The 25,356-nt window shown below is 59.0% G+C and carries 21 protein-coding genes; 10 read left to right on the top strand and 11 right to left on the bottom strand.

All coding sequences use genetic code 11. The features are described from left to right. Positions 1-30: 30 nt before the first annotated feature. The 5 genes from trpC to FHJ80_RS03195 form a co-directional block, all read right to left on the bottom strand. Positions 31-834, bottom strand: coding sequence for an indole-3-glycerol phosphate synthase TrpC (gene trpC / locus FHJ80_RS03215; protein WP_139525588.1), 804 nt, complete (start codon positions 832-834; stop codon positions 31-33). An 8-nt stretch (positions 835-842) separates the two neighbouring features. Then, positions 843-1,862 carry an anthranilate phosphoribosyltransferase gene (trpD, locus tag FHJ80_RS03210; RefSeq protein WP_139525587.1) on the bottom strand — a complete coding sequence of 340 codons (1,020 nt, stop codon included), beginning with the start codon at positions 1,860-1,862 and terminating at the stop codon, positions 843-845. A 36-nt stretch (positions 1,863-1,898) separates the two neighbouring features. Beyond that, entirely contained in the window at positions 1,899-2,504 is a 606-nt protein-coding gene (locus FHJ80_RS03205; protein WP_139525586.1) for an aminodeoxychorismate/anthranilate synthase component II, read from the bottom strand. A gap of 98 nt (positions 2,505-2,602) precedes the next feature. Further along, positions 2,603-5,419 carry a formate dehydrogenase subunit alpha gene (fdhF, locus tag FHJ80_RS03200; RefSeq protein ID WP_139525585.1) on the bottom strand — a complete coding sequence of 939 codons (2,817 nt, stop codon included), beginning with the start codon at positions 5,417-5,419 and terminating at the stop codon, positions 2,603-2,605. Further along, positions 5,416-7,155 (bottom strand): NADH-ubiquinone oxidoreductase-F iron-sulfur binding region domain-containing protein, encoded by a 1,740-nt coding sequence (locus FHJ80_RS03195; protein ID WP_139525584.1) that lies wholly within the window; start codon positions 7,153-7,155, stop codon positions 5,416-5,418. Before FHJ80_RS03195 ends, fdhF begins: the two co-directional genes overlap by 4 nt. Positions 7,156-7,443: 288 nt before the next feature. Between FHJ80_RS03195 and FHJ80_RS03190 the strand changes: the two genes are divergently transcribed. Further along, positions 7,444-8,361, top strand: coding sequence for a metal ABC transporter solute-binding protein, Zn/Mn family (locus FHJ80_RS03190; RefSeq protein ID WP_139525583.1), 918 nt, complete (start codon positions 7,444-7,446; stop codon positions 8,359-8,361). A 12-nt stretch (positions 8,362-8,373) separates the two neighbouring features. Here FHJ80_RS03190 and FHJ80_RS03185 read toward each other — a convergent pair whose 3' ends face one another. Continuing rightward, on the bottom strand, positions 8,374-9,042 hold the full coding sequence (locus tag FHJ80_RS03185; protein ID WP_139525582.1) for a phosphoglycolate phosphatase: 669 nt from the start codon (positions 9,040-9,042) through the stop codon (positions 8,374-8,376). A 135-nt stretch (positions 9,043-9,177) separates the two neighbouring features. Here FHJ80_RS03185 and FHJ80_RS03180 point away from each other — a divergent pair, with 135 nt between their 5' ends. After that, positions 9,178-10,476 carry an NAD(P)/FAD-dependent oxidoreductase gene (locus FHJ80_RS03180; protein WP_139525581.1) on the top strand — a complete coding sequence of 433 codons (1,299 nt, stop codon included), beginning with the start codon at positions 9,178-9,180 and terminating at the stop codon, positions 10,474-10,476. A 57-nt stretch (positions 10,477-10,533) separates the two neighbouring features. Here FHJ80_RS03180 and rpe read toward each other — a convergent pair whose 3' ends face one another. Beyond that, complete coding sequence (gene rpe / locus FHJ80_RS03175; protein ID WP_139525580.1) at positions 10,534-11,232, bottom strand: ribulose-phosphate 3-epimerase; 699 nt, start codon at positions 11,230-11,232, stop codon at positions 10,534-10,536. Positions 11,233-11,485: 253 nt separating this feature from the next. On the opposite strand from rpe, the gene cysP reads away from it, so the two are divergent. The 5 genes from cysP (at position 11,486) to FHJ80_RS03150 (ending at position 15,979) form a co-directional block, all read left to right on the top strand. Next, entirely contained in the window at positions 11,486-12,523 is a 1,038-nt protein-coding gene (gene cysP, locus FHJ80_RS03170; RefSeq protein WP_139525579.1) for a thiosulfate ABC transporter substrate-binding protein CysP, read from the top strand. Positions 12,524-12,532: 9 nt separating this feature from the next. Next, the gene (gene cysT / locus FHJ80_RS03165) at positions 12,533-13,387 is read left to right on the top strand and encodes a sulfate ABC transporter permease subunit CysT (RefSeq protein ID WP_139525578.1); all 855 of its coding nucleotides are present in this window, start codon (positions 12,533-12,535) and stop codon (positions 13,385-13,387) included. Further along, the gene (gene cysW / locus FHJ80_RS03160; protein WP_139525577.1) at positions 13,387-14,214 is read left to right on the top strand and encodes a sulfate ABC transporter permease subunit CysW; all 828 of its coding nucleotides are present in this window, start codon (positions 13,387-13,389) and stop codon (positions 14,212-14,214) included. Before cysT ends, cysW begins: the two co-directional genes overlap by 1 nt. Then, positions 14,211-15,305 carry a sulfate/molybdate ABC transporter ATP-binding protein gene (locus FHJ80_RS03155; protein WP_139525576.1) on the top strand — a complete coding sequence of 365 codons (1,095 nt, stop codon included), beginning with the start codon at positions 14,211-14,213 and terminating at the stop codon, positions 15,303-15,305. Before cysW ends, FHJ80_RS03155 begins: the two co-directional genes overlap by 4 nt. Positions 15,306-15,385: 80 nt before the next feature. Next, positions 15,386-15,979: a YajG family lipoprotein gene (locus FHJ80_RS03150; protein WP_139525575.1), complete on the top strand. Its 594-nt coding sequence runs from the start codon at positions 15,386-15,388 to the stop codon at positions 15,977-15,979. An 8-nt stretch (positions 15,980-15,987) separates the two neighbouring features. On the opposite strand, the gene FHJ80_RS03145 is transcribed toward FHJ80_RS03150, so the two are convergent. The 3 genes from FHJ80_RS03145 to FHJ80_RS03135 form a co-directional block, all read right to left on the bottom strand. After that, complete coding sequence (locus FHJ80_RS03145) at positions 15,988-16,620, bottom strand: thiopurine S-methyltransferase (RefSeq protein ID WP_139525574.1); 633 nt, start codon at positions 16,618-16,620, stop codon at positions 15,988-15,990. Between the two features lie 31 nt (positions 16,621-16,651). Further along, entirely contained in the window at positions 16,652-17,287 is a 636-nt protein-coding gene (locus FHJ80_RS03140; protein WP_139525573.1) for a TIGR04211 family SH3 domain-containing protein, read from the bottom strand. Positions 17,288-17,372: 85 nt separating this feature from the next. Continuing rightward, on the bottom strand, positions 17,373-17,702 hold the full coding sequence (locus tag FHJ80_RS03135) for a DUF1820 family protein (RefSeq protein WP_009100748.1): 330 nt from the start codon (positions 17,700-17,702) through the stop codon (positions 17,373-17,375). A gap of 208 nt (positions 17,703-17,910) precedes the next feature. On the opposite strand from FHJ80_RS03135, the gene FHJ80_RS03130 reads away from it, so the two are divergent. Genes FHJ80_RS03130 through FHJ80_RS03120 form a run of 3 tightly spaced genes read left to right on the top strand, consistent with a single transcriptional unit; the run spans position 17,911 to position 21,975 of the window. After that, entirely contained in the window at positions 17,911-19,134 is a 1,224-nt protein-coding gene (locus FHJ80_RS03130) for an acetyl-CoA carboxylase biotin carboxylase subunit family protein (protein ID WP_139525572.1), read from the top strand. A gap of 30 nt (positions 19,135-19,164) precedes the next feature. After that, positions 19,165-21,189: a hypothetical protein gene (locus tag FHJ80_RS03125; protein ID WP_139525571.1), complete on the top strand. Its 2,025-nt coding sequence runs from the start codon at positions 19,165-19,167 to the stop codon at positions 21,187-21,189. 33 nt (positions 21,190-21,222) lie between these two features. After that, the gene (locus FHJ80_RS03120) at positions 21,223-21,975 is read left to right on the top strand and encodes a TlyA family RNA methyltransferase (protein WP_139525570.1); all 753 of its coding nucleotides are present in this window, start codon (positions 21,223-21,225) and stop codon (positions 21,973-21,975) included. 3 nt (positions 21,976-21,978) lie between these two features. Here the strand turns inward: FHJ80_RS03120 and mscK are convergent, their stop codons facing one another. Then, complete coding sequence (mscK, locus tag FHJ80_RS03115; RefSeq protein WP_139525569.1) at positions 21,979-25,314, bottom strand: mechanosensitive channel MscK; 3,336 nt, start codon at positions 25,312-25,314, stop codon at positions 21,979-21,981. Positions 25,315-25,356: the final 42 nt, after the last annotated feature.

Raw genomic sequence — 25,356 nt, 5'->3', positions numbered from 1 at the left:
CTGGGGCTTGCTTGTATCCGTGTGAAGCGTTTAGAAAAACAGCCGCTTGAGGGCCAAACCAGGGTCCTCTTCGCGCATGAACGCCTCCCCTACCAGGAAACCATTGACTTCGTGGTCACGCATCAGCTCTACGTCATCACGCGTGTGAATACCTGATTCGGTGATCACGGTGACGCCATCAGGAATACGCGGCAGCAGGTCCAGGGTGGTATTCAAACTGGTCTCGAACGTGTGCAGATTACGGTTATTGATACCCACTAGCTTTAGGTCCAAGGCGAGCGCCCGCTCTAGCTCCTCTGCATCGTGAACTTCCACCAACACGTCCATGCCCAATGCGTTGGCCTGCTGGTGCAGGTCGCGCAGCTGAGCGTCATTGAGCGCCGCCACAATCAATAGGATGCAGTCCGCACCGATGGCGCGCGCTTCTGTGACCTGATAGCCGTGGGTAATGAAGTCTTTACGGATCACCGGCAGGTCACAGGCATCGCGAGCGGCGATGAGGTAATCCTCATGGCCCTGGAAGAAGTCGGCATCGGTGAGCACCGAAAGACACGCCGCCCCGCCCTGGGCGTAGCTTTTGGCGATATCCGCTGGGTGAAACGCTTCCCGCATCACGCCTTTAGAGGGCGAGGCTTTTTTCACCTCGGCAATCACGGCCGCATCGCCTGCCGCAATACGCTGATTCAATGCCTCAATAAAGCCACGGGGCGCGCTCTGCTTTTCCGCCAGCGCAAGCAGATCCGCTTTAGATACCGCCTTCTGACGCTCAGCGACTTCCTGGTCTTTACGGGCCAAAATGCGCGTTAAAATAGTCGGCGTTGCCTGGTCACTCATTGGAAGTTTTACCCTTTAAAGACGCTAGTGAAGTGCGAAAGCTCTCTGAGCTTCTCAAGCGGTAGTTTGGAGGCCTGGGCATCCTGGGCCACCATCACGCCCTCTTTCAAGCTATCGGCCACGCCCGCGCAGTAAAGCGCCGCCCCGGCGTTGAGCGCCACCATATCTGCCGCTGCGCCTTCACCGCTAAGCGCGGCTTTCACCAAACGCAGGCTATCTTCCGCGCTGGACGCTTTGAGGTTGGCCAGGCTTTGGCGCTCGACGCCCAGGGATTCCGGCGTAATGGTGTACTGGGTAATTTCGCCCTCTTTTAGCTCCGCCACCAGCGAGGGTGCCGCGAGGGAGATCTCATCCAGGCCATCCTCAGAATGCACCACCATGACATGGCGGCTACCCAGCTTGCGCAATACTTCGGCCATCAGCGGCACCAGCTCGGCCGAGTAGACGCCTAACACCTGGTTGGGCGCCCCGGCCGGATTGGTGAGCGGGCCCAGAATATTGAACAACGTACGTACGCCCATTTCGCGCCGCGGTCCAATGGCGTAACGCATGGCCGGGTGGTGGTTAGGTGCGAACATGAAGCCAACGCCCACCTGCTCGATGCAGCGGGCTACTTGGTCGGGCTTCAGGTCAAGATAGATGCCTGCGATATCGAACAGATCCGCGCTACCCGAGGAAGAGGAAACGCTGCGATTGCCATGTTTAGCAACGTGAGCCCCCGCCGCCGCCGCCACGAAACTGGACGCGGTCGATACATTGAACAGGTTGGCACCATCGCCGCCGGTACCGACGATATCCACCACGTTCTCGGTGTGCAGCTCGACGCGCTTCATGAGCTCACGCATCACCTGGGCAGCGGCGCTGATCTCTTCAGCGCTTTCCCCTTTCATGGCCAACCCCACCAGTAGACCGCCAATTTGCGCGTCGGAGGCTTCGCCAGTCATGATCTGGCGCATCAGCGCGTGCATCGCATCGAAAGAGAGGTCTTCGCGGCGCATCACCGCGTTAATTGCGTCTCGCATTTGCATGAGCAGGAAAGCCCCTAAAGCGTATGAATGTGGCGATCAGCCGCGTTGTAAAAAATTGGCCAATAACGCATGGCCCTGGCGCGTGAGTATCGACTCAGGATGAAACTGTACGCCTTCCACATCAAGGGTACGATGACGAAACCCCATGATCAGCCCAGGCGTCACGTCATCTTCGGCGGTCCAGGCGGTCACTTCTAGGCAGTTGGGCAGGCTCTCATGCTCAACCACCAATGAGTGATAGCGCGTCACTTCCAGCGGGTTTTCCAGCCCGCTGAACACGCCCTGCCCACGGTGTACAACGGCCGAGGTTTTGCCGTGCATCACCTGGGGCGCCTGCACGACCTTGCCGCCATAGACCTGGCCAATGGCCTGGTGCCCCAGGCAAACGCCCAATATAGGCAGTTTGCCCGCAAAGTGCTCGATGGCTGCCAACGAAATGCCTGCCTCGTTGGGCGTGCAAGGGCCGGGCGAAATTACCAGATGGGTCGGTGCCAAGGCGCACATCTGGGCTAAGGTAATTTCATCGTTGCGGTAGGTCATCACCTCGGCATTCAGCTCACCCAGATACTGGACGATGTTAAACGTAAAGCTATCGTAGTTGTCTAGCATCAACACCCGTTGCACTGCCTGTGCTTGCGACATCGCCCCGCTTACTCCATCAGATAATTAACACTCACTGGCAGGATGATACCCCAACCCAGACGCTCCTTGCAGGGGCAGCGTGCAGGGGCGGAGCTCGCTTAGTGCGGCTGCGGCACTGCTGCGCGCTCCAGCCGACAGGCGGCGTACTTGAACTCGGGTATTTTGCCGTAAGGATCCAAGGCCGGGTTGGTGAGCAGATTGGCGGCGGCCTCAGCGTAGGCAAATGGCACGAAGACCATACCATTGGGGATTTTGTCGTCCACTCTGGCGGTCAGCGTGATCGCGCCCCTCCGCGTAATGATGGTGAGCTTCTCGCCCGGCGACACCCCCAAGCGATGGAGTTCACCCGCTGAAAGACAGGCGACCGCTTCTGGTTCTAGCGCGTCGAGCACCTGGGCGCGCCGCGTCATGGAGCCCGTATGCCAATGCTCTAACTGACGACCCGTGGTCAATACCGTGGGGTACTCGTGATCCACCGGCTCATCCGGGGGAAGCGGACGCGCAGAGGCGAATTTGGCCAGCCCGCCAGCGCGCGGAAAGGCGTCGCTAAACACCACATCCTGACCCGGTTCATCCTCGGCTGGGCAGGGGTATGTGACAGAGCTCTCCCGCGCTAGCCGCTCCCAGCTAATATGGTTGAATGAGTGCATCCCCTGCTGCATTTCAGCAAACACGTCTTGCGGGTGCTGATAGCGCCAGTTCAGCCCAAAGCGGTTAGCGATCTCCTGGATGATCCACCAGTCTGGCTTGGCGTCTCCTGGCAACGGTAAGGCAGCACGCCCAAGCTGTACTTGGCGGTTGGTGTTGGTCACGGTGCCCTCTTTTTCGGGCCATGCAGAGGCAGGCAAAATGACATCGGCAAACTGGGCGGTTTCAGTGACGAACAGATCCTGCACCACCAAATGCTCGAGCTTACCCAGCGCGGCGCGGGCATGGGTAAGGTCCGGGTCAGACATCGCCGGATTTTCACCCAAGATGTACATGCCACGCACCTCGCCTGCATGAATCGCATTCATCACTTCCACCACCGTCAGTCCAGGCTCATTGCTCAGCGGCGTGTTCCATAGCGCTTCAAACGCGGCGCGTAGCTGGCTATCGCCTACTGGCTGGTAGTCCGGCAGCACCATGGGAATCAGCCCCGCATCCGACGCCCCCTGCACGTTATTTTGACCCCGCAGCGGGTGCAGGCCCGTGCCGGGGCGACCGGTATGGCCGCAGGCCAGTGCCAGCGAAATCAGGCAGCGGGCGTTGTCGGTGCCATGGGTATGCTGGGAAATACCCATACCCCAGAAAATCATCGCTTTTTCGGCGTTGGCGTAGCGCCGCGCCACTTCACGAATGGTGTCGGGGGAGACGCCGCATAGTGCGCTCATGGCTTCCGGTGTACTGTGAGCGACGCTCAGCTTGAGCGCGCCAAAGCCCTCAGTGTGGGCGTCGATGTAGGCTTGGTCATACAGGCCTTCCGCAATGATCACATGGAGCAGCGCGTTGAACAGCGATACATCCGCCCCTGGTGTAAAACGCACGCTCATGCTGGCGTATGCGTCCAGCGCCTGCCCGCGAGGGTCGAGAATAATGATCTCGGTGCCCTGCTTGGCTGCCTGCTTGAAGAATGTCGCCGCCACGGGGTGATTCACTGCCGGATTGCAGCCGGTAAGGATCACCACATCAGCCTCCAGCGCCTGCATAAACGAAGCGGTCACCGCGCCAGAGCCTAAGCACTCCATCAGCGCCGCGACGGAGCTGGCATGGCAAAGCCGCGTGCAGTGGTCCACGTTATTACTGCCAAAGCCGGTACGCACCAACTTCTGGAACAGCCACGCCTCTTCGTTAGAGCATTTGGCGCTGCCAAAGCCCGCCAACGCTTTGGGGCCTTGCGCCTGTTTAATCGTCATTAGGCCGCCCGCCGCGATTCCCAGCGCTTCGTCCCAATTGGCCTCACGGAAATGGCTGAAAGGATTGGCAGGATCAAAGGTAGGGTCGAGCGCTTTGGGAATCCCAGGCAAGCGTATCAGTGGCTTGGTCAGGCGTGCCGGGTGGCTCACGTAATCAAACCCAAACCGGCCTTTCACGCACAGGCGGTTCTGGTTAGCGGGGCCGTTGCGCCCTTCCACATAAGCCAGGGCATCGTCGTTAATATGGTACGTCAGCTGGCAGCCCACCCCGCAATAGGGGCACACGGAATCTACCTGCCGCTGGCTTTGAGAATCGCCCTGACCTTGGGCATTGACCACGGTGGCAGGCATCAGCGCGCCGGTGGGGCACGCTTGCACGCACTCGCCGCAGCCCACACAGGTGCTCTGGCCCATCGGGTCGGCAAAATCAAATACCACGGTGGCGGCTGCGCCTCGCTGCGCCATGCCGATGACATCGTTACTCTGCACCTCGCGGCAGGCGCGCACGCACAGGTTGCAGGTAATGCAAGCGTCCAAGTTGACGTGCATCGCCGGGTGACTGGTATCCGGCTGGCTCACCTTCGGTGCCGCCGCCGCATGGCTGACGGCGACTGAGCGGCGTGCTGGCAGCCACGACTTAACGGCCGCTTCGTCGACCGCCAGTTGGTCGGCTACTTCCCAGAAGTGGCTGGAGCGGTCTGGGCTTTGGGCGCGGCTGGGCTGGTCGGCCATCAGCAGTTCCAATACCGTTTCACGCGCTTGTGTGGCACGGGGCGAGTGGGCGCTGCGCACCACCATGCCGGGTTTGGCCTCGCGGATACAGCTTGCCGCCAGCACGCGCTCGCCTTCCACTTCCACCATACAGGCACGGCAATTGCCATCGGCACGGTAGCCGGGGGCGTCTTTGAAACAGAGGTGAGGAATGGTCTCGCCAGCGCGCTTGGCCACCTGCCAAAGAGTTTCTCCGTGGTAGGCAGTGACGTCTTGATCATCCAATACAATAGTGAACGAAGCGCTCATGGTGCACTCCCTTCAGCGGCATCACTGACGATAATCTGCTGCTGGGCGAGCGCAGGGCGGAAATCCTTGAGTAGTCCTAAGACAGGATTCGGTGCCGCTTGCCCCAGGCCGCAAATCGAGGCGTCCTGCATCACTTGCGCCAGCCGAGTGAGCGCTTGCACATCCCATGTGGGTTGCTCCAGCAGGCTGAGCATTTTCTCGCTGCCTACCCGGCAAGGCGTGCACTGCCCGCAGGATTCATCGGCAAAAAAAGCCAGCAGATTGGTGGCCACCGCCTGAAGGTTATCCTGATCAGACAGCACGATTATCGCCGCTGACCCAATAAAACTGCCGTGCGCCTGAAGCGTATCAAAATCCAGCGGCACATCGGCTTTGCTGGCCGGCAGAATGCCACCCGAGGCCCCGCCGGGCAGGTAAGCGGCCAGCGTATGTCCTTCTGCCATGCCGCCCGCATACTCTTCAACCAACTCGCGCAGCGTGATGCCTGCTGGTGCCAAGTACACACCGGGCTTGTTCACTCGACCAGAGATAGAAAAACTGCGTAGGCCCCGCCGTCCGTGGCGCCCATGTCCGGTAAACCATTCCGCCCCTTTGTGCCAAATGGCGGGAATCCAGTAAACGGTTTCGACGTTATTGACCAGCGTGGGACGATCAAATAGCCCCTCTTGGGCCACGTAAGGCGGTCGGTGGCGCGGCTTGCCGGGCTTGCCCTCCAGGGATTCGATCAGCGCCGACTCCTCGCCACAAATATAGGCGCCCGCTCCCCGGCGCATGATGATGAAGCCCCGCGCGACGATGCCCGCCTGCTCAAGCTCTGCAATCGCCTCATGGAGCACGCGGTGTAGGCCGGGGTACTCGTCGCGCAGATAGATATAGAGCGCCTCGGCATCGATTGCCCAAGCGCTCACCAGTGCGCCCTCCAGAAACTGATGCGGCGCGCGCTCTAAATAGTAGCGGTCTTTGAACGTCCCCGGCTCGCCTTCGTCAGCGTTGATGACGCAGTAGCGTGGCCCGGCGGCTTGACGCACGGCCTGCCACTTTTTGAAGGTAGGGAAGCCCGCGCCTCCCAAGCCTCTCAGGCCCGAGGTTTCAAGCGTCTGCAGCACCTCATCAATGTTGACCTTACCGCTTCGGGCATTGGCCAGTAACTGGTAACCGCCCATCTGCTGATAGTCGCCAAGCCGCTGCCATAGGATCGCTTCAGGATGAAAGTGCCCCGTGTCCACGACAGCTTCTACACCGTCTGCGGTGGCATACAGCACATGGTGGTGGCCAACTTCAGCCACCGGCGCGGTATCGCAGCGACCCATACAGGGCGCACGGATCACCCGCACGCAGTCAGGGTCAACGCGGGCTTCCAACGCTTTGTGTAGCGCACTGGCCCCTGCTAATTGGCACGAGAGAGAATCACAGACGCGAATCGTCGTATCCGGGGGAGGCGCTTGTTGGTCATGCACGACATCGAAGTGGGCGTAGAACGTCGCCGTCTCGTACACCGCCGCCATAGGCAGGTTCATATAGGCTGCCAGGGCGCGCAGTTCCACGAGCGATAGATGGCCGTGGGCGTCCTGAAGGGTGTGCAGGTGCTCTATCAGCAGGTCGCGGCGTTTCAAGCTGGGCGTTTGGCGCTCATCGCCCAATAAATCGCGAAGTGCCGCCAGCGCCACGGGGGCGATATCGCGCCCATTGGGGTAGCCGCGACGGCGGCGAGAAGACGTAACAGATTGAGAAGTCATGACGCGCCATCCAGAGCTAGGCCAAAGAACGTTACAAACACCGCCGTCAAAGCCGCTATGCTCAGTGAAGCGTACAAACGTTGCGACAGCGACTCGATGGGCAGCCCGCCAAGAGCGATGCCAGCGTTGAGGGCTTTTCATAGCATAGAGGGTAAGCGTCAGCGGGGAAACCATCGCGTCTGTTGGTGGTGCAGCTCACTATGGCCGCTCTCTACACCAAGCAAGACTGGCAACGGGGCGCGACTCTCTTTATTATCTCCCGTCATTTTAATGGGTTAGGAGCGTGGCATGGATAAGCGAATATCTTGGATCATCACGCTCTTGTTAGTAGCAACATTCATCTCTTCGCCGTCATTCGCCGCATCGTCTGCCAAGATCATCGCCTCGTTTTCGGTGATCGAGGATTTGGTCAAACGCGTTGCCGGTGACGACATTTCCATTACGACGATCGTACCGATCGGTGAAGATGTGCATCGCTGGGAACTCACCCCGCCTAACGTACTCGCCGTCGAAGAGGCCGATATCGTGTTTTACAACGGCCATGGATTAGAGCCGTGGATTCGTCATTTAAAAGCGATGGCCAGCGATAGGCTGACGCTAGTCGCACTCGTCGAGATGGCCGACTATCCGACCCTGACACTACAGCAGGGGCAGTACGAGGGAAGCCCTGACCCACATATGTGGATGGCTCCGCAAGGTGCAGCGGCCTATATCGATGTCATCACGCACACCCTCAGCGCCCGCTTCCCCGAGCGTGCCGACGCATTTCGAACGCGCGCTGAAGAGGCCAAGGACGCGCTTTCATTACTCGACCAGCAGGTCATCGAACGCTTGGAGGGCATCCCCCACACCAATCGACTGATCACCATGAGTGAAGCCGCACTAAGCTACTTTGCCCACGCTTACGGATTCGAGTTCGCGGCCATTTGGGGGCTGAATAGCGAAACGATGGGCAGCGCTCACGACATGGCCAGCATGAGTGAGCGTCTGGTTGACAAGCGCCCGCCAGCGCTATTTTTTGAGAGCACGACACCCGACATTCACATGGACGCCCTAGCCCGGGAGACCGGTTTGACGCTGGCAGGCCCGCTCTACGTTGATACGTTGAGTGAGGCCGACGGGCCCGCTTATAACTACCCCGCTTTGCTACACCACACTACCGAGCTTTTGCATGAAGCCCTGGGGGGCGCAAGAGCCGAGGAGTAGCCGTTAGCTGAGTTAGCCGAGTAGATCGCGGAGGGAGGAGACGAGCAGATCAGGCTGGCTCTGCGCGATAGGCTCGCCGTGGTTATAGCCGTACGGCAACGCCACGGTGGCAAAGCCAGCCGCCTTACCCGCCGCAATATCGTGGCGAGAATCACCTACCATCACGCTGGCTGACGGAGCAATGTCTAACGCTTGCGCCACATGAATCAATGGCACCGGACTTGGCTTTTTCTCGCTGAGCGAATCGCCCCCCACGGTAAGCGTAAACAGTGCTAGCAAACCGAAGTGATCTAAAATAGGCGCAATGAACCGCTCGGGTTTGTTGGTGATCAGGGCCAGGGCAAAACCTGCTTCACGCAGTGCGTGAAGCGCTTCCGATACGCCAGGGTAAAGCGTCGTCAACGCGTTGGGTGCAGCTCCGTAGTGGCGCATGAACGCTTCATGGCCGTTCTGCTGCAGCGCCGCCTCGGGTCGCTCACCTAGCGCCCAGGTCAGCGCTCGCTCCACCAGCACCTGAGCGCCGTTGCCCACCCAGTCGCGAACCTGCGCTTCACTCGGCTGGGCCAGCCCAACGTCGTGCAGCGCCCGCTGCACGCCAACGGCCAAATCCGGCACCGAGTCGATCAACGTACCGTCTAGATCAAAGGCAATTAACCGTTTTTCTTGCAAAATGGTATGCACGCGCCGGCCTCACTGATGCGTCTAAGCGACTGGTTCACGATAATGTCGATTAATTCCATCATCTTACCCGTTTAGACCTTCGTCATACAGCGTAGAAAGTTCTATGCTGTGGCTATATTTGCCAAGGAGAGAGTAATGGCCATTCCCCGAATTGTGATTGTGGGCGGCGGTGCAGGCGGGCTAGCCCTTGCCACACGCCTTGGGCATACGCTGGGCAAGAAAAAGCGCGCTGAGATCGTCCTACTCGACCGCAATGCCACCCACGTATGGAAACCGCTGTTGCACGAGCTAGCTACCGGGGTACTCAACTCCAGCATGGATGAAGTGGATTATCGCGGTCACTCCTCGGCCCACTACTACCGCTACCAGCGCGGCTCGCTGAATGGCTTGGATCGTGACAAGAAGGTCATTCACCTAGCGCCCATCGAAGACGAAGATGGCATGGAAGTGCTTCCCGCCCGCCAGCTCACCTACGATTACTTGGTACTTGCGCTAGGCAGTGTATCCAACGATTTTGGCACCCAAGGCGTTGCAGAGCACTGCCACTTCATCGACTCTCCCCAGCAGGCCAAAGCCTTCCAGCGGGACATGATCAACACGTTTCTGCGCTATACCGACCCCAGTCTGCGCCAACACACTCAGCTCACCATTGGCATCGTCGGGGGCGGAGCGACGGGCGTTGAACTGTCCGCCGAACTCCTCGACGCATCTCGGCTGCTCAATGCCTACGGCGTCACAGCGGTGGATCACCAAACGATCAGCGTGCATTTGATCGAGGCAGCACCGCGTCTGCTGCCCGGCTTATCCGAACGTATCAGCCAGACCGTTCAGCAGGAACTCGAGAGCCTGGGTGTCACCGTGCATGTCGGCACGGCAATTCAAGAAGCTCAGGAGTATCAGTTGGTCACAGGGGACGGGGAAATAATAGAAACCGACCTGAATGTGTGGGCGGCAGGCATCAAGGCTCCCTCGTTTTTGGCCGAGCTGGGTTTGAGCACGAATAAGCGCCATCAGATCAACGTCAAACAGACACTACAAAGCGTGGACGACTCGCATATTTTTGCGATGGGCGACTGTGCTTGCTGCCCCCAAGGCGACGAAGCCACGGTACCGCCTCGCGCTCAGGCTGCGCATCAGCAGGCAAAGCTACTAGCGAAGAATTTAGAACACTGTCTAGCTAAAAAGCCGCTGCAAGACTTTACCTATCACGACCATGGCTCATTGGTATCGCTGGCCCGCTACGATGCCGTCGGGAACTTGATGCGCAGCTCGGCCTCGCGAGGTCTATTTTTGGAGGGATGGCTCGCGCGCCAAGCCTACGCGTCGCTCTATCGCATGCATCAGCTCTCGATTCACGGCGCGCCGAAAACCGGGCTTGCTTGGCTAGTGGATAAATTGAACCGCTACCTCAAACCACGTATGAAACTTCACTAAGGACATGTAAAGGGCGGAAGATCAGCCGCCCTTTTGTGTTTTAGCGCGCTTTCCGTCTCAGCGCACCTTAGCGAGCTGCGTTCGCATCTGCTGAATCACGCTGTCGTAGCCATGCGGGTCGCTTGCCTGATGGGCGTTAAAAATCGCCGAACCAGCAACAAAGGTATCGGCACCAGCGGCGGCGATGTCTGCAATATTGTCGACTTTCACGCCGCCATCGATTTCAAGGCGAATCGGCAAGTCCGCCGCATCGATACGCGCCCGTGCCTCGCGCAGTTTGTCCAACGTACCGGGAATGAATGACTGGCCGCCAAACCCAGGATTGACGCTCATCAGCAGCACCATATCCACTTTATCCATCACATAATCGAGGTATGACAACGGTGTGGCCGGGTTGAACACCAACCCTGCTTTGCAGCCGCCATCACGAATGAGCTGCAAAGAGCGATCGATATGTTCGGAGGCTTCGGGGTGAAAAGTGATGTAGCTAGCCCCAGCCTCGATGAAATCGCTGATCATACGATCCACTGGCTTCACCATCAGATGAACATCGATGGGTGCGGTCACACCATGGTCGCGAAGGGCCTTGCATACCATCGGCCCAATGGTCAGGTTAGGCACGTAATGGTTATCCATCACATCAAAATGCACCACATCGGCGCCAGCCGCCAGAACGTTATCGACCTCCTCGCCCAACCGCGCAAAATTGGCGGAGAGTATCGACGGGGCAATCAAAAATTCCTGGGCAGCGCTCATGGCGGGGTCCTCGGATAAACAGTACGTGATGATGAGATAAGAAAGACATTCAAGCGCATATCTTACCAGAGCTGCTCACAAAGCCCTATGCCCAGAACGCACGACCAACCAGCCTGAAAGACGGGCCATGCTCGCTCGATACGTCAACACATATTTCCAAATAGAATATAAAACACGATTGTAATTCCACAATCCAAGGTTTAACCTTAACAGCATTGCGAGCATCATCGCCCATCGTTTCTAGGAGTTTGCAATGACGTCATCCACTGCATTCCGTACTACCCTTCGCCGCAGCCTGCTGGCCGTCGCCCTAGGTACTGCCGTTTCTGGCATGACCTTCTCCAGCGCTGCCGTTGCTCAGGAACGCGAGCTACTGAACTCTTCCTACGACATCGCCCGTGAGCTGTTTGCCGCCATCAACCCAGAGTTCCAGGCATGGTGGGAAGAGGCGCATGACGAAGAAGTCGCCATCAGTCAGTCGCACGGCGGCTCCTCTGCTCAGGCGCGTGCCATCATGCAGGGGCTACGTGCCGACGTCGTGACGTTCAACCAAGTGACCGATGTTCAGGTACTGGCCGATGCGGGTCTGGTAGCAGAAGATTGGCAGGATGCGTTCCCGAACAACGCCTCGCCCTACTACTCCACCACGGCGTTTTTGGTGCGTAAAGGCAACCCTAAGGGCATCGAAAGCTGGGATGACTTAGCCCAGGAAGGCGTTCAGATCGTTTTCCCTAACCCGAAAACCTCGGGTAACGGCCGCTACACCTACTTAGCCGCTTGGGGCTTCGCCGAAAACGAATTCGACGGTGACGAAGAGCAGATACAGGACTTCATGCGCACTTTCCTGCGTAACGTCGCCGTCTTCGACACCGGCGGCCGTGGTGCCACGACCAGCTTCATCGAGCGCGGCATTGGTGATGTATTGATCAGCTTCGAGTCAGAAGTGAACAATATCCGCAGCGAGTACGGCAGCGATGACTACGAAGTGGTCGTTCCGCCAGTCAGCATTCTGGCCGAATTCCCGGTGGCAGTCGTGGGTGAGAACGCCGAGCGTAACGGGAACAGCGACCTCGCCCAGGGCTACCTGGAGTACCTCTACACCGAAGAAGCGCAGCGCCAGCTAGCAGGTTTCAACTACCGCGTTCATAACGAGACGGTGGTCGACGAGTTTGCCGACCAGTTCCCCGACACCGAGCTATTCGAAGTCGAGAACGTGTTCGGCAGCTGGGAAGAAGCGATGGAGACCCACTTCGAAGGCGGTGCTCTTCTCGATCAACTGCAGCGTCGTTAACGGTATCTCATGAGCCAGTTAGCATTTTGGCGATCCGGCAGCACGCGCGTGCTGCCGGGTTTTGGTCTATCCATGGGCATCAGCGTGCTGTTCATCTCGCTGGTACTGCTTCTGCCGATGACGGGGCTGTTCGGTCAGCTTTCCGAACTGAGCTTGGCCGAGTATGTTGCGATCATCACCGAGGGCCGCGTGGTGGCCAGCTACATGGTCACCATCGGCGCGGCAGCGGTCGCCGCGCTGGTGAATGCGGTATTTGGCCTGCTTTTGGCTTGGGTACTGGTACGCTATGAGTTCCCCGGCAAACGCCTGCTCGATGCGCTGATGGATCTCCCTTTTGCCCTGCCCACCGCAGTGGCAGGCATTACCCTCGCCACGCTTTATGCGGGCAACGGTTGGGTGGGCAGTATCATCGAGCCGATGGGGTTTCAGGTCGCTTATACTTGGGTGGGAATTGCCCTAGCGATGGCCTTCACCAGTATCCCTTTCGTGGTGCGCACGGTTCAGCCGGTGCTGGAAGATTTACCCGCCGAAGTGGACGAAGCCGCGATGTCCCTGGGTGCCACCGATGGCGTGGCGTTTCGCCGCGTCATCATGCCGCATCTATGGCCCGCGCTCGTCACCGGCACCGGGCTTGCCTTCGTGCGCTCACTGGGCGAGTTCGGCGCGATCATCTTCATTGCGGGTAACATGCCCTACGAAACCGAAATTACCGCGCTGATGATCTTCGTCAAGCTGCAGGAGTATGACTATGCGGGGGCATCCGCCATTGCCTCGGTGGTGCTGTTCGTCTCGCTAGCACTGCTGCTCGCCATCAACATCTGGCAGGGGCGTTTCGTGCGCCGTCTGCATGGAGGAAAAGGATAATGCGCCGGATTGGTGACGCGCCCACCGTGCGGCGCTTGTTGATTGGCGCAGCCTTGCTGCTGTCTGCGCTATTTCTGCTGCTGCCGCTGGTGGCTATTTTTGCTCAAGCGTTCTCTCAAGGTGTGGCAGTGTTTTGGGGGAACGTGAGCAATACGTTCACTCTGCACGCCATTGGTCTCACGCTGATCATCGCGCTGATGACCATCCCCATCTGCTTGGTCTTCGGTGTCGCCTTGGCGTGGCTGGTGACGCGCTTTAGCTTTCCGGGACGGCGCATTCTGCAAACGCTGATCGACATCCCGTTTGCCGTCTCTCCCGTCGTCGCTGGCTTGATCTATCTCCTACTGTACGGCCGCAACGGCTGGATCGGAGGCTGGCTCGATAGCCACGACATTCAGCTGATGTTCGCCTGGCCGGGCATTTTGATGGTGACCGTCTTCGTCACCTGCCCATTCGTGGCGCGGGAATTGATTCCGCTCATGCAGGCGCAAGGGTCACGCGAGGAAGAAGCCGCCGTGACGTTAGGTGCTTCTGGTTGGACGACGTTTTGGCGGGTCACACTGCCCAACATCCGCTGGGCACTACTGTACGGCATCATCCTGACCAATGCCCGTGCGGTGGGTGAATTTGGCGCGGTGTCGGTTGTCTCAGGAGCCATTCGCGGGCAAACCAATACGCTACCGTTACACCTAGAGCAGCTTTATCAGGACTACAACGCCGTCGGGGCGTTTGCCAGCGCTGCGCTGTTGGCGCTGATTGCCCTGTTCACGCTTGCGGCCAAGGCAGGTCTTGAATGGCGCGCATCGCGCCGGGAGGCATTCTCATGAGTATTCGCTTACAGAATATCGCCAAACACTTTGCCAACACCCAGGCGCTCGAACCGATCAATTTGGATATTCACGAAGGTGAACTGGTGGGCTTGCTAGGCCCCTCCGGCTCGGGCAAAACCACTCTGCTACGCATCATAGCCGGCCTGGAAAGCGCCGACCGCTCGCCGCAGCCGGGTAAAATACTGTTCGGCGACCGTGACGTTACCCACGTGCACGTTCGCGATCGTCGTATCGGCTTCGTCTTCCAGCACTACGCCCTGTTTCGCCATATGAGCGTCTATGACAACGTGGCGTTTGGTCTCACGGTGATGCCGAAAAAGCGTCGTCCTTCCAGCGGCGACATTCGTGCACGGGTGTTTAGACTCCTGGAAATGGTTCAGCTTCAGCACTTGGCGAATCGGCTCCCTGCACAGCTTTCCGGTGGCCAGCAGCAGCGCGTATCGTTGGCGCGCGCACTCGCCGTAGAGCCAGACGTACTGCTACTCGATGAGCCGTTTGGGGCATTGGATGCCAAAGTGCGTCAAGACCTGCGCCGCTGGCTGCGTCGTCTGCACGACGAGCTGAACTTCACCAGCGTGTTCGTCACCCACGATCAGGAAGAAGCACTGGAGCTTTCAGACCGTGTGGTCGTCATGAGCAACGGCCGCATCGAGCAGATCGACACGCCGGATACGCTCTACCGCGCGCCGAAGAACCGCTTCGTGTTCGAGTTCTTGGGGGATGTGAACCACCTAGAAGGGCGCGTTCGCAATGGCGTACTGACCTGCGGCGATGCCCACCTGAACGTGGATTTGTCCGACGGCGATGAAGAGCTGTTGCTCCGCCCCCATGAGGTGCGCCTTGCAGAGGAGCCAAGTGCGGAGTGCCACCTACCGGTGACCGTTACCGCCATCTCCCCGGTCGGTGCCGAAGTGCGCGTAGAGCTAGAGGCCGACTGGCTAGCCACTCCGTGGCAAGCCACCATTCGCCATGCCGATTTCGAGCGCCTGCATATGCGCCGCGGCCAGCGGTTGTTTGCCCATCCGCGCCAGTGGCACCGTTTCAAAGAAGAGGCCAAAACACCCGAGCAACAGACCCGCGTGGCCTAGCCATGGCTGGCGTCTCGCGTAAACTCAGGTCTATACTGCGGCCTTTGTCTCGTTCAACCAGGATGATTGCGGAGAGTAATATGCGTCGGCGTCACTTTTTACGCGCGTCGGGTGCGCTGCTGGCCACCTTACTGGTAGCAGGCTGCGCAAGCCCTCAGTATCTACAGCTCAACCCCACCCGTAGCGCCAACGTGCCACAAACCGGCTCGGGTCAACAAGTTACCGTCGTGGCCGTCGACGCCCGGCCGAGTGAAGTCATTGGTACGCGGACGGGCGGCAACATGTCCACCGCGCAGATTACCGTCAGCAGTCACGAATTGATCCCGCGCCTGCAGGCCGAAGCCGAACGCGCCGCCAGCGATATGGGGTTCACTCCCACCCGCGAAACCGCGCAGGGTCGTCCCAGTTTGACGCTGGAGCTTGCCAGCTTGGATTACGGACGTGGCGACAGTGGCCAGCCGCTGATCGATGAAGCGCGCATCGAAGGGGTGTTCCGTGCGATCGCACACAACCAGGGCACGACTTATACCGGCACGTATACGTCACGCCGTACCCAAGGCTACGCCATCAAGCCCGGCGAGGATGCCAATACACGTATGCTCAACGATCTGCTTAGCGATGGACTGAATCGGGCGTTCAGTGACCCAGAGCTGGGCAGGCTGCTCGCCCGATAAGCGCTCGTTTATACCCGTGGCCCGCGACGTTCTAACGCCCATAGGCTCTCGCTGCGGCCACGAGCATCAGCCTCTAGACGAGCCAGCCGCTCGACATGGAAGTTGGGCGTCATCAAGCGCTCGATTTCATCATCCGGCACGCTAAAAGGCGGCCCCGCTTCGCCATCGCCATGGGTAAGCCCCACCAACAGCCCTTTTGCTCCCGGCGGGGTCAATTGCGCCAAATGAAAGGCATAACGCTCTCGCGTTGCCGGTGGCAGTGCAATCAAAGAGGCCCGGTCGTAGAACGCGCCCACTTCTGCCGCTTGCTGAATATGCAGATGAAAAAAGTCACCGCACCACAGCTCTATACTGCCCTGCCGAGACACCTCGAACCCCGCTTGGGTATAGCGCGAAACACCGCTGCGTCGCTGAGCCAAAAACTGCTCGATGGCCTCCGGTGCAAGCTCGATGCCGAGCACTGGGTGCCCGCGATCCGCCAGCCAGCGCATGTCTAGGCTCTTCCCACATAGTGGCACCAGCACTTTGGTCCCATCGGCCACGCCTAACTCCGGCCAGTGCTTGACCAGCGCAGGGTGAGTCTCCTCGAGATGAAAGCCGATGCGCCCCTCTTGCCAGCGCTGCCGCCAGGGGTTCTCCATGAGCTACCTCGTCATTGCTTGGAAAGCACGTTTAGAACCAGCGATCGCGCTTTTTACGACGGCGCGGTAAATGCGGCACGATCAAGCCTACCAACAGACCGGCCCCTGCCACACCGCCACCGTACATGAAGTAGCGCATCAGCAAGTCCTCCTCCTGGGTATCCAAGCGGGCCTGCAGGGCGCGCACCTGCTGGCGAGACTGCTCCGCTTGATTGTCCAACTCGGCGTTTCGGGCTTCCAGGTCGGCGATACGCTGCTCGCGAATATCCAGAGTTTCCGTCATGGAGGAAACCCGCTGCTCCCAGGTATCGTTGATTCCGTCTAGCTCTTGCGTCAGCTCTTCAACCTGGGCTTGCAGCTCGGGAAGCTGCTGACGCGCGCTGGGCGTTTGCTGCAGCTCATTGCTGAGCACCCAAACGGTGTCGCCGCTGTTACTGCGTACCCGTGTGTAATCGCCGCTGGTTTCCAGCACCTCGACCTGCTCGCCGGCGTTCAGCGTTCCCACAATGCGATAACCATCTGTCGGCCCGCTACGCACATAGGTGCTCAGTTCATCGCTCACCCAAGCTTGGCTATCGGATTGAGCTAGCGCTGCTTGGCTGCTCACGGTTAAGAGCACGCCCACAGCGGCGGCATAACAGTTACTGCGAATTTTTTCTACTTGCATGACGTCATGTCCTGGTCAAAAAAACGCGCGTGGCCGACGAAGCCGCCGCGCGTGTCGCTCAAAGCGTTGCGCATGTCTTAGGCGCTTACCCTTCCCCGCGGGGCGGTAACGGAAAGGGACGAGGAAACTCTGCGACGCGAGCATCACTTTTCACGGCTTTCAACGGGCCTTCACGCTCTACCTCATCGATCCGCACAATGGCATTCAACGGCAGGTAGCTACGCTTCACTCCCTCGAAGGTTCGCTGCAGTTTTTCCGCTCCTGGATCCACCACCACCCGCGACGCATCGTCAAAGACAAACTCCTCGACTTCAATAAAGCCCCAGAGTTCGCTTTGAAAGATCTCTCTGACGTATAAATCCCAAATTTCACCCTGCTGGTGAACCACTACACGGTAGATCGGCTTGGCCGCCATCTTGGCCTAATCCTCTTGCCACTTGAACGTATCGTTACTGGGCAAGCCTACCATATTCGCGCTGGGCTCTTTAGCAGACATCGCTAACGTGGGCGAATTCCCGCTATTTTCGCTTCAGAAGCTGCTAATTAGCCCAGAATGGTTCGGGTCGTGTATGGTGAAGAGAGCAGTTGGCAAGACCATTCATCACCCCAGAGGAGTCAACACCATGCAAAAGGATCCCAATAAGGGCTATATCGCCCTCTTAGGCTGGAGCCTCAATGCGATCGAAGCGGCGGAAAACTTTGACCGCCGATATATCGTGGTGGCACCCGACTGGGCGGAGGAGTACTGCCAAAAGCACGACATTCCCTACGTCCCTTGGAACTTCGAGCGCCTCAATGACCGCTCCATGGAGATCGCCGAAACGCTCAAGGAAAAAGGCGTCGACGTGGCGATACCCCTATTCGAAGAGACCGTGGAGTGGGCGGGGGCCATCAACTCGGTGCTGCTCGACAATCCGCGTCTTTACGGCCAGTCGCTGCTACTGCGTGATAAGGCGCTCATGAAACGCCGCGCACAGCTTGGTGGCATTCGGGTGGGCATTTTCGAAGAAGCCCACGACAAAGAGGACGTCATCCGCTTTCTCAAGCGCGTCAACCAGACGCTGTTGAAGCTCGATGGCGACCCCAACGACCCCATCCACCTCAAGGCCTTCGACAAAGCGGGTTGTTTGGGCCACCGGGTCATTCGTACCCCTGACGAAGTCGATACGATCCCCGAGGAGGAGTTTCCAGTCCTGATGGAGTCACACCTGGATGGCTGGGAGTTCGCGGTAGAAGCGTGGATTCACGATGGCAAAATCGCCTTTTTGAACATTTCCGAGTACGTCACGCTGGGCTACTCGGTCTTCGTGCCTGCTTCCCCAGAATTGGAGAAGTACCGCGCGCAGATCACCGCGCAGATCGAAAAACTGATCAAAGCCTTCGATATCGAATTCGGTCTGATTCACCCCGAATACTTCGTCACCAGCGACGGTGAGATGTACTTTGGTGAGGTCGCCTACCGTCCGCCGGGCTTCAAAGTCTTCGAACTGTTGGAGCGGGTTTACGGCTTTAACGCCTATCAGGCGTCCATGCTGGTCTTCGACCCGAAAAGCACCAAAGAAGAAGTGGCTGAGTTCTTCCCGAAAGAGATCGTCGATGCCGACGGCTTTGCAGGCTGCTTCGGCGTCTATCCACGCCGCCGCGTCGTGAGCCGCCTAGAGATTCCAGAAGAGACGGAAGATCACCCCTACTTCGAGTCTCACGAGCTGACCCCACCGCTGGAAGAGACCGTCACGAAACGCACCGCCTTTGGCACTCACTGGGGGTTGATCTACTTTAAGGGTGACGATGCACATACGATTCGCGATCTCCTCAAACGCCAAGAAGATCTCGACTTCTATGTATAATCCCCGCTTACGCTGGGATAAGGAGTCACCGTGACGACCAAGCACGAGGCTACTGCCACACAAGATGGCAAGCTTGCTGGACTACTGAGCAAATTCGATGATGCATTGCGCCTGCTTTCGCAGGCGCCAACCTTTTCTAAACCGTCAAAGCTCCCCCGCGTGCTCGACACTGCACGCCGCGTGCTCCTTCAAGCAGGCGGATGTGCCGCTCTGGAGCATCGCTCGATGGATATCGAGTCTGCCGGGGTCTTTGAAGGTTCCGATTGGGCAACTCCTCAGTTTTTGGTACCTACTTTGACGACCTTCTCGCTGAAAAGCGCCGATGCCAACGTGGTCGTCATCGAAGCGCTCAGCGAATTACGGCTTCTCGCCGTCGCCAAGGGCGATTATGCCCACCCGCTCGTTTCTCAAGAGCATGCCCATCACTACCTTACCCAGGTCATGGCGATCAATCTGTGGCTGCTCTTCAACGCACCCAGCGAAGCCGAGCGAGAGACCCAAGGGCGCTTAGCCAACATTTCTCGTCAGCTGTTTCACCATCTGGCCGAGCGTATCGGCTATGAGTACGTCATCGATCAGTTGATCGATGAGATCTGGCGCATTCTCAAGCAGCGCCCGATTCAGGTCGATGCCATTAAACAGATGATCACCCAGATTGCACTCTGCCAAGCCAATCCAGACATCGATCTAGGGGCCAGCGGCCATGGCGCGGATCGACTCGTCAGCTCGCTATATGGCCCGACACAAGCCTGCCGGGAAGATCCCGGCATCGATATCTACCGAGGGCGTCTGGAGCGAATGGATAACGCCACGCTTCAGGCAGAATCCATTGGTTTTGCCCGCGCCATGCACGATACCGGCCTGGTATCTCCTTACCATGCGGTGCTATTACGCTACCTGCTAGAAGAGGGCGACCACCTGCTCTCCGAAGCCCTTGGGCTCTCCTCCACCGGCCGCGACTGTTTGCTCTGCTACCGAGAGCTGGTGCATGCACTGATTCGCAGCGGTGTTTACCCGGCCACCGCGCAGGCGGTGTACGGTCTGGCACTTTTACTAGAACGCGGCATCCTCTATCAACCGCCTGTCGCACCCGCCATGTGGCGTCAGCTCAACCTTCAACTCTCCGAGTGGGCCGAGGCGCGTTTGACCCTGGCGTATGGCGAGGTAGCCTCACCCCGTGCACGGCTCATCGAGGGTGTATTGTGCATGCTAGGGCTACCGCTGGGTGTCGGTCAGGGTAACAACCCTACCTGCCAATCGGCGCGGGCACTCTCCATGTGGGCCTATAACGACCCGGACTATCTGCTGCAGATGGTGACTTGGGCGGCGCGGGACGATGAAATCATCATGCACTTCGAAGGCCAGCCGATTTCCTCCAACGAGAGTATCTCGGGCGTGGCTACCGAGCTGCCGATGGATCTCGATCCGGTGTCACTGATCGTAGTGCCCCATCTGGACCGAATTTATGCCGAGATGGGACGTCGCTGCTTAGGTCGCGAGGGCGATCCACACCGTTGGGTCAACCCTGAATTTCATGGCTGGTGGTCTGGCCGTGGCTTCAGCATCAATGTCGATGTCGCGACCGGCCAGTTGGCCGAAGTCGATAGTTTCGTCCGCCATTTTTATGCCAGCTATCATCCGTACTACAACGGCAACCAGCCGTTGATTCATCCCCAGCCTGCGGGTATTGCCGTGACCGACAGCGCCGCACGGTTTATTGGCTGGCACGCCATTACGATTTTGCGCGCCTCGCTAGACCCCAACGACATCATGCGGGTCTACTTCTACAATCCCAACAACGACAGTGGCCAAGATTGGGGCGACGGGGTCAAGGTCAGCACGTCCGGCAACGGCGAGCGCTTTGGCGAGGCATCCCTGCCCTTCGAGCAGTTCACCTCGCGACTCTATATTTACCACTACGACCCCTTAGAGCGCGGCGAACTGGCGACGGTATCCACCGAGGAGCTCGACCGCGTGAAGGGATATCTGCATCGTAGTTGGGGAGCGACTCGTCTCCCTTCCGCCGCGCTACAGGCTGACCAGGGGCCCCAATAACCCGGGCGCTTTACCATCACAGACATGACCACCATGATACGACTCGACCAACTGTTGGTCAGCCAAGGGCTGGCCAGTTCTCGTACCCGTGCCCAACGACTGATCAAAAACGGGCGCGTTTTTTTGAGCAACGGTAAGCCGCTGAGCAAACCATCGGAGAAATGGCCCTCCGATACGCCGCTACGCATCGACGCAGACCCAGAGGAGCGCTACGCCTCTCGGGCGGGGCTCAAGCTGGAGAGCGTGCTACTGACGTTAAATATGCGCCTCGACGAGCGAGGCGTGCTGGATATTGGTCAATCGACGGGGGGCTTTACCGACTGCGCCCTGCAGTTCGGCGCGCGCCACGTCATTGGTGTGGAAGTGGGCCACGACCAACTCGCCAGCCACCTGCGCAGCGACCCTCGTGTGACGTGCCTAGAAGGACTCAACGCCCGCTATATGAGCGGTGCAGCGGCGCTATTGAACACCCTCGCCGAACGGCCCATTGATCTTGCGGTCATGGATGTTTCGTTTATTTCCCAGACCCTGATCTTGCCTGAGGTTGCCGCACTGCTGCCACCCAGCGGGCAGCTCCTCTCCCTGGTCAAGCCGCAGTTCGAACTCGACCCAGGCGCGCTGGATAAGCGCGGCATCGTGCGCGACCCGCAGCGCTATCAAGAGGTAGAACACCACATACGCGACGCCTGCGAGCAGTGCGGCCTCGTCATCAGTCACTGGCAAGAGAGCCCGATTACCGGCAGCGACGGCAATCGGGAGTTTCTACTATTTGCCAGCAAGCGGTAGCGATCAGCTCAAGGTAGCGGGCGGGAGAGTCGAATCCGACTGCACGTTCACCGGCTCTCCCTGCTCACGATGTAGCCATACGTCCAACTGCTCGAAGGCGATTTTCACTCCAGCCTCCTTGAACAGCTCGTCCACCCGGCAGTTCACCTCGTCGGCAGCAAACAAGCGGTCCAGTAGGTCATTGACAAAAATACGCAGTTCGAAATTCAGGCTGTGTGGCCCATAGCTCAAGCAGAACACCTGCGGCTCCGGGTCATCCAATACGCGTGCGTTCTCATCGGCAGCTTGACGTAACAGTCTATGCACGAGTGGTAAATCCGAACCATGGGAGACGCCGTAGGTGAGCACCACGCGGGTCACGTTGTCGGAGAGCGACCAGTTGATCAGTTGGTCGGTCACGAACGTTTTGTTGGGAATGATGATCTCTTTGCGGTCGAAGTCGGTCACCGTGGTCGCCCGAATGCGAATCCGGCTGACCGTGCCGTGAAGGTTCCCTAGCGTAATGGTGTCGCCGATACGAATGGGGCGCTCGAACAGAATGATCAATCCCGAAATGAAGTTGGCAAAGATCTCTTGCAAGCCAAACCCCAAACCCACACTCAGCGCCGCCACCAGCCACTGCAGCTTGTCCCAAGAGACCCCCAAGGTCGCCAGCGACATGACGATCCCGGTGCCTACGATGGTGTAAGAGAGCAGTGAGCTAATCGCATAAGCGCTGCCCTGCTTGAGCGCCAAGCGAGAGAGCACCATGACTTCGAGCAGTCCTGGCAGGTTACTCGCCATGATGAACGTGACAGCCACCACCAGCAGCGCCGTAAAAAAATCCGAAATGGAGAGAGCATCATCGACCAGATCGCCTTCGCCCGCGTCCCAAAGCGATACCTGGTCCAAGTAACCCAACACCGAGAGCAGGTCCGACCACACCAAATAGAGCAGCGCACTGAAACCAATCAGCAGAATCAGCTTGGAGAGCCGCAGCGACTGAGCGTTGATCTTTTCCATATCCAGCGGCGGCTCTTCGACTACCTCGAGCCCGCCTTCGGCACCCTCTTGCACCTGGGCGCGCCGTCTGGCCAGCGCTCGGCGGTAGGCCAAGCGGCGGGCGGCAACGGCCAAACTACGCACCACCGTCGCCTCCACTACCACCCAAAGCCCTAATAGGTAGAGCGTAATGGCAAAACGCGCTACCAGCCTGAGCGCCGTGTACTCGTAGCCCCAGGCAACCAGGCCCATCAGCACCAGTGGAACGGCGGCCATGGCGAGCCCCAAGATCAGCCTGAAAAGCCGCACACCAAAGATTGGGACATGGGCCAGGATGAGCTGCGTCAGCGACCACGCCATGGCAAGCAGCCCCCCCATGAACAGTGCCATGGCGACAGGGCGCTGGGCCAAGGGGGTCTCCATCTGTTCAGACATGGCCGCAATGGCCACGACCGGTACCAGCGCCATGCCCAGCCCAATCAACAAGCGACGCAGCCGCGCGTTGTACGCCGGTGACCAGGTAAAGTGACGCTCGGCGACGCCGTCGGGCACCAGCAGTCGCCGCCCAAGGGCTACCACGAACCAGCTCAAACCAAGCTGCAGCAGCGCCGGTGCCAGTCCAAGGGCCAGACCGCCTTCCGCCGTACGTAGGGCTACGCCCGTGCCAGCCAACGCCAGCGGGCCTGGTACCGCCAGCAGTGCATTGAGCAAAACGGCCTTGGGGGTATGCAGCTGGGTATCGCTCTTCAAACGGCCAATTTGTGAATGAATCAGCGCCAAACGCGCTTTGATATGCCCTCGCAAAGCGATTAAAACCACGCTCAACAGCAGCAGTGGCGCGCCCACCAACATGTCCCATGAGAGCCCTTTCCAACGAGTAGGCAACACCGCGCGCCACTCCCCTTCCCGCCACTCCTGCTGAAGATGCTGGGGCAGTTGGCGCAGCCAGTTCACATCTAGAGGACGACTGTTGGCCACCCAAAACAGCTGCTCATCGATGGTAGTGCGTAAATCTTGTGTCGTGCTGAGCAGCTGCTGCTGATTGAGCTGTAGCTCGATAGCCGAGCTCAATAGGTTGCCGTATGCTTGTTCGAGCTGCTCGACCAGCTCGCGTCGGGATTGATACAAGCGGGTCAGAGAATCCACCAGCCCTGGCGTGACATCGACGCCAGCCTCTTCCAGGCGCTGAGCTGCCAGTCGCTCGCCCTGCCGGAGTTGATCGCGCTGGCGGATGAGATCGAACTGCTTCAAACGCAGATCGGCGATCTCATCTTGCAAATCCCGGCGCGGCACCACAACGGGTAGCGATTGACGCTGTTCGCGAAGAATACGCGACAACAGTTGGCTGCCGCGAATCGCCTCCATCTGCTCGTTGAGGCTGCGCTGGAGCTGGCGAACATGCTCCAACTGGCGCTGCGCCTCGATGTTTTCGCGCACGATGCCATTGGCACGGTCCGTCGCCCGCAATAGCTCCAGGCTAAGCGTTTGGTTGATCTGCTGTGCATTCAGCACGACAGGGTGCCCCTCGGCGATCAATGGATCGTTCTTGGCGGCGTCGGCAATGGCCTGTTCAGACTGAAGACGTCGCTGGCGGTCGATCACGCCCTGGAGCAGGTTGAGCTGCTGCTCTTGCTGGTCGATTTGCAAGGCAATCAGGTCACGACGCTGCTGAGCCAGCTCGCGCAGGCGACTGTTAGCGCTCAACTCCCGCTGGTTCAGGGTGACCTCTTGCTCGGCCACCGCTCGCTCTAAGCGCCACTGAATGAGCTGGGCATCCTCACGGGCCGAAAGCTGGCGGTCGGCGAGCAGCGCGGCTCGGGTATCGTGCTCACGACGCAGTGTTTCAGCCCGCTGCAGCGCCTCGGAAATGGCCTGTTGCGCCCGCTCGGGCAGCGTTTGCGCCGCAAGGAGTTGGGAATTCACCTCAGCCATTTGGCTCTGGAGCTGCTGCAGTTCGATCACGGCATCCGCTTGTTCGGCTTCCAAAGCCTCTAAAGGCATATCGCTAAGGTTATCGACCGACAGCTGCAGACTCTCCTCTTGCGCAGCGTTGAGCTCACGCTCCAGGCGTAGCAACTGCTCAGGCGCCTGACTGACCCGCTGCTCGAGTGCCTGCTGACGCTCTTCGATCGCTTGGAGCCGCTCATATGCCTGCAATGCAGCGGTCAACGCCGCTTGGTCACGCTGCTGCTCAGCGGTAGGCTCAGTTTCAAGAGATTCAATGACTGCCAAGCGTTCGGAGAGCTCAGCTTGAGGAGGAACGCCCTCGATCGAGGTGCTTTGAGCGATGGCGGTTTCCGCCAACAGCACTACCACAAACAGGCAGCCGATGGCGGCTTTCAGGGCATTTCTAACCACGTGACGGATGCCTCATAGACATATCGGCCCGCGATGTCGGGC

Origin of the sequence: Halomonas sp. BL6 (genome assembly GCF_006228115.1) — a bacterium.
Classification (GTDB): domain Bacteria; phylum Pseudomonadota; class Gammaproteobacteria; order Pseudomonadales; family Halomonadaceae; genus Vreelandella; species Vreelandella piezotolerans.
This window is presented reverse-complemented; position numbering and strand designations above follow the sequence as displayed.

Bases quoted from the DNA above. Each gene is read 5' to 3' on its own strand.
- FHJ80_RS03180 (WP_139525581.1), top strand. From the start codon at position 9,178: ATGGCCATTCCCCGAATTGTGATTGTGGGCGGCGGTGCAGGCGGGCTA.
- rpe (WP_139525580.1), bottom strand. From the start codon at position 11,232: ATGAGCGCTGCCCAGGAATTTTTGATTGCCCCGTCGATACTCTCCGCC.
- FHJ80_RS03145 (WP_139525574.1), bottom strand. From the start codon at position 16,620: ATGGAGAACCCCTGGCGGCAGCGCTGGCAAGAGGGGCGCATCGGCTTT.
- cysP (WP_139525579.1), top strand. From the start codon at position 11,486: ATGACGTCATCCACTGCATTCCGTACTACCCTTCGCCGCAGCCTGCTG.
- FHJ80_RS03140 (WP_139525573.1), bottom strand. From the start codon at position 17,287: ATGCAAGTAGAAAAAATTCGCAGTAACTGTTATGCCGCCGCTGTGGGC.
- trpC (WP_139525588.1), bottom strand. From the start codon at position 834: ATGAGTGACCAGGCAACGCCGACTATTTTAACGCGCATTTTGGCCCGT.
- cysW (WP_139525577.1), top strand. From the start codon at position 13,387: ATGCGCCGGATTGGTGACGCGCCCACCGTGCGGCGCTTGTTGATTGGC.
- fdhF (WP_139525585.1), bottom strand. From the start codon at position 5,419: ATGAGCGCTTCGTTCACTATTGTATTGGATGATCAAGACGTCACTGCC.
- trpD (WP_139525587.1), bottom strand. From the start codon at position 1,862: ATGCAAATGCGAGACGCAATTAACGCGGTGATGCGCCGCGAAGACCTC.
- FHJ80_RS03130 (WP_139525572.1), top strand. From the start codon at position 17,911: ATGCAAAAGGATCCCAATAAGGGCTATATCGCCCTCTTAGGCTGGAGC.
- FHJ80_RS03195 (WP_139525584.1), bottom strand. From the start codon at position 7,155: ATGACTTCTCAATCTGTTACGTCTTCTCGCCGCCGTCGCGGCTACCCC.
- FHJ80_RS03135 (WP_009100748.1), bottom strand. From the start codon at position 17,702: ATGGCGGCCAAGCCGATCTACCGTGTAGTGGTTCACCAGCAGGGTGAA.
- FHJ80_RS03190 (WP_139525583.1), top strand. From the start codon at position 7,444: ATGGATAAGCGAATATCTTGGATCATCACGCTCTTGTTAGTAGCAACA.
- FHJ80_RS03155 (WP_139525576.1), top strand. From the start codon at position 14,211: ATGAGTATTCGCTTACAGAATATCGCCAAACACTTTGCCAACACCCAG.
- FHJ80_RS03120 (WP_139525570.1), top strand. From the start codon at position 21,223: ATGATACGACTCGACCAACTGTTGGTCAGCCAAGGGCTGGCCAGTTCT.
- FHJ80_RS03205 (WP_139525586.1), bottom strand. From the start codon at position 2,504: ATGTCGCAAGCACAGGCAGTGCAACGGGTGTTGATGCTAGACAACTAC.
- FHJ80_RS03150 (WP_139525575.1), top strand. From the start codon at position 15,386: ATGCGTCGGCGTCACTTTTTACGCGCGTCGGGTGCGCTGCTGGCCACC.
- cysT (WP_139525578.1), top strand. From the start codon at position 12,533: ATGAGCCAGTTAGCATTTTGGCGATCCGGCAGCACGCGCGTGCTGCCG.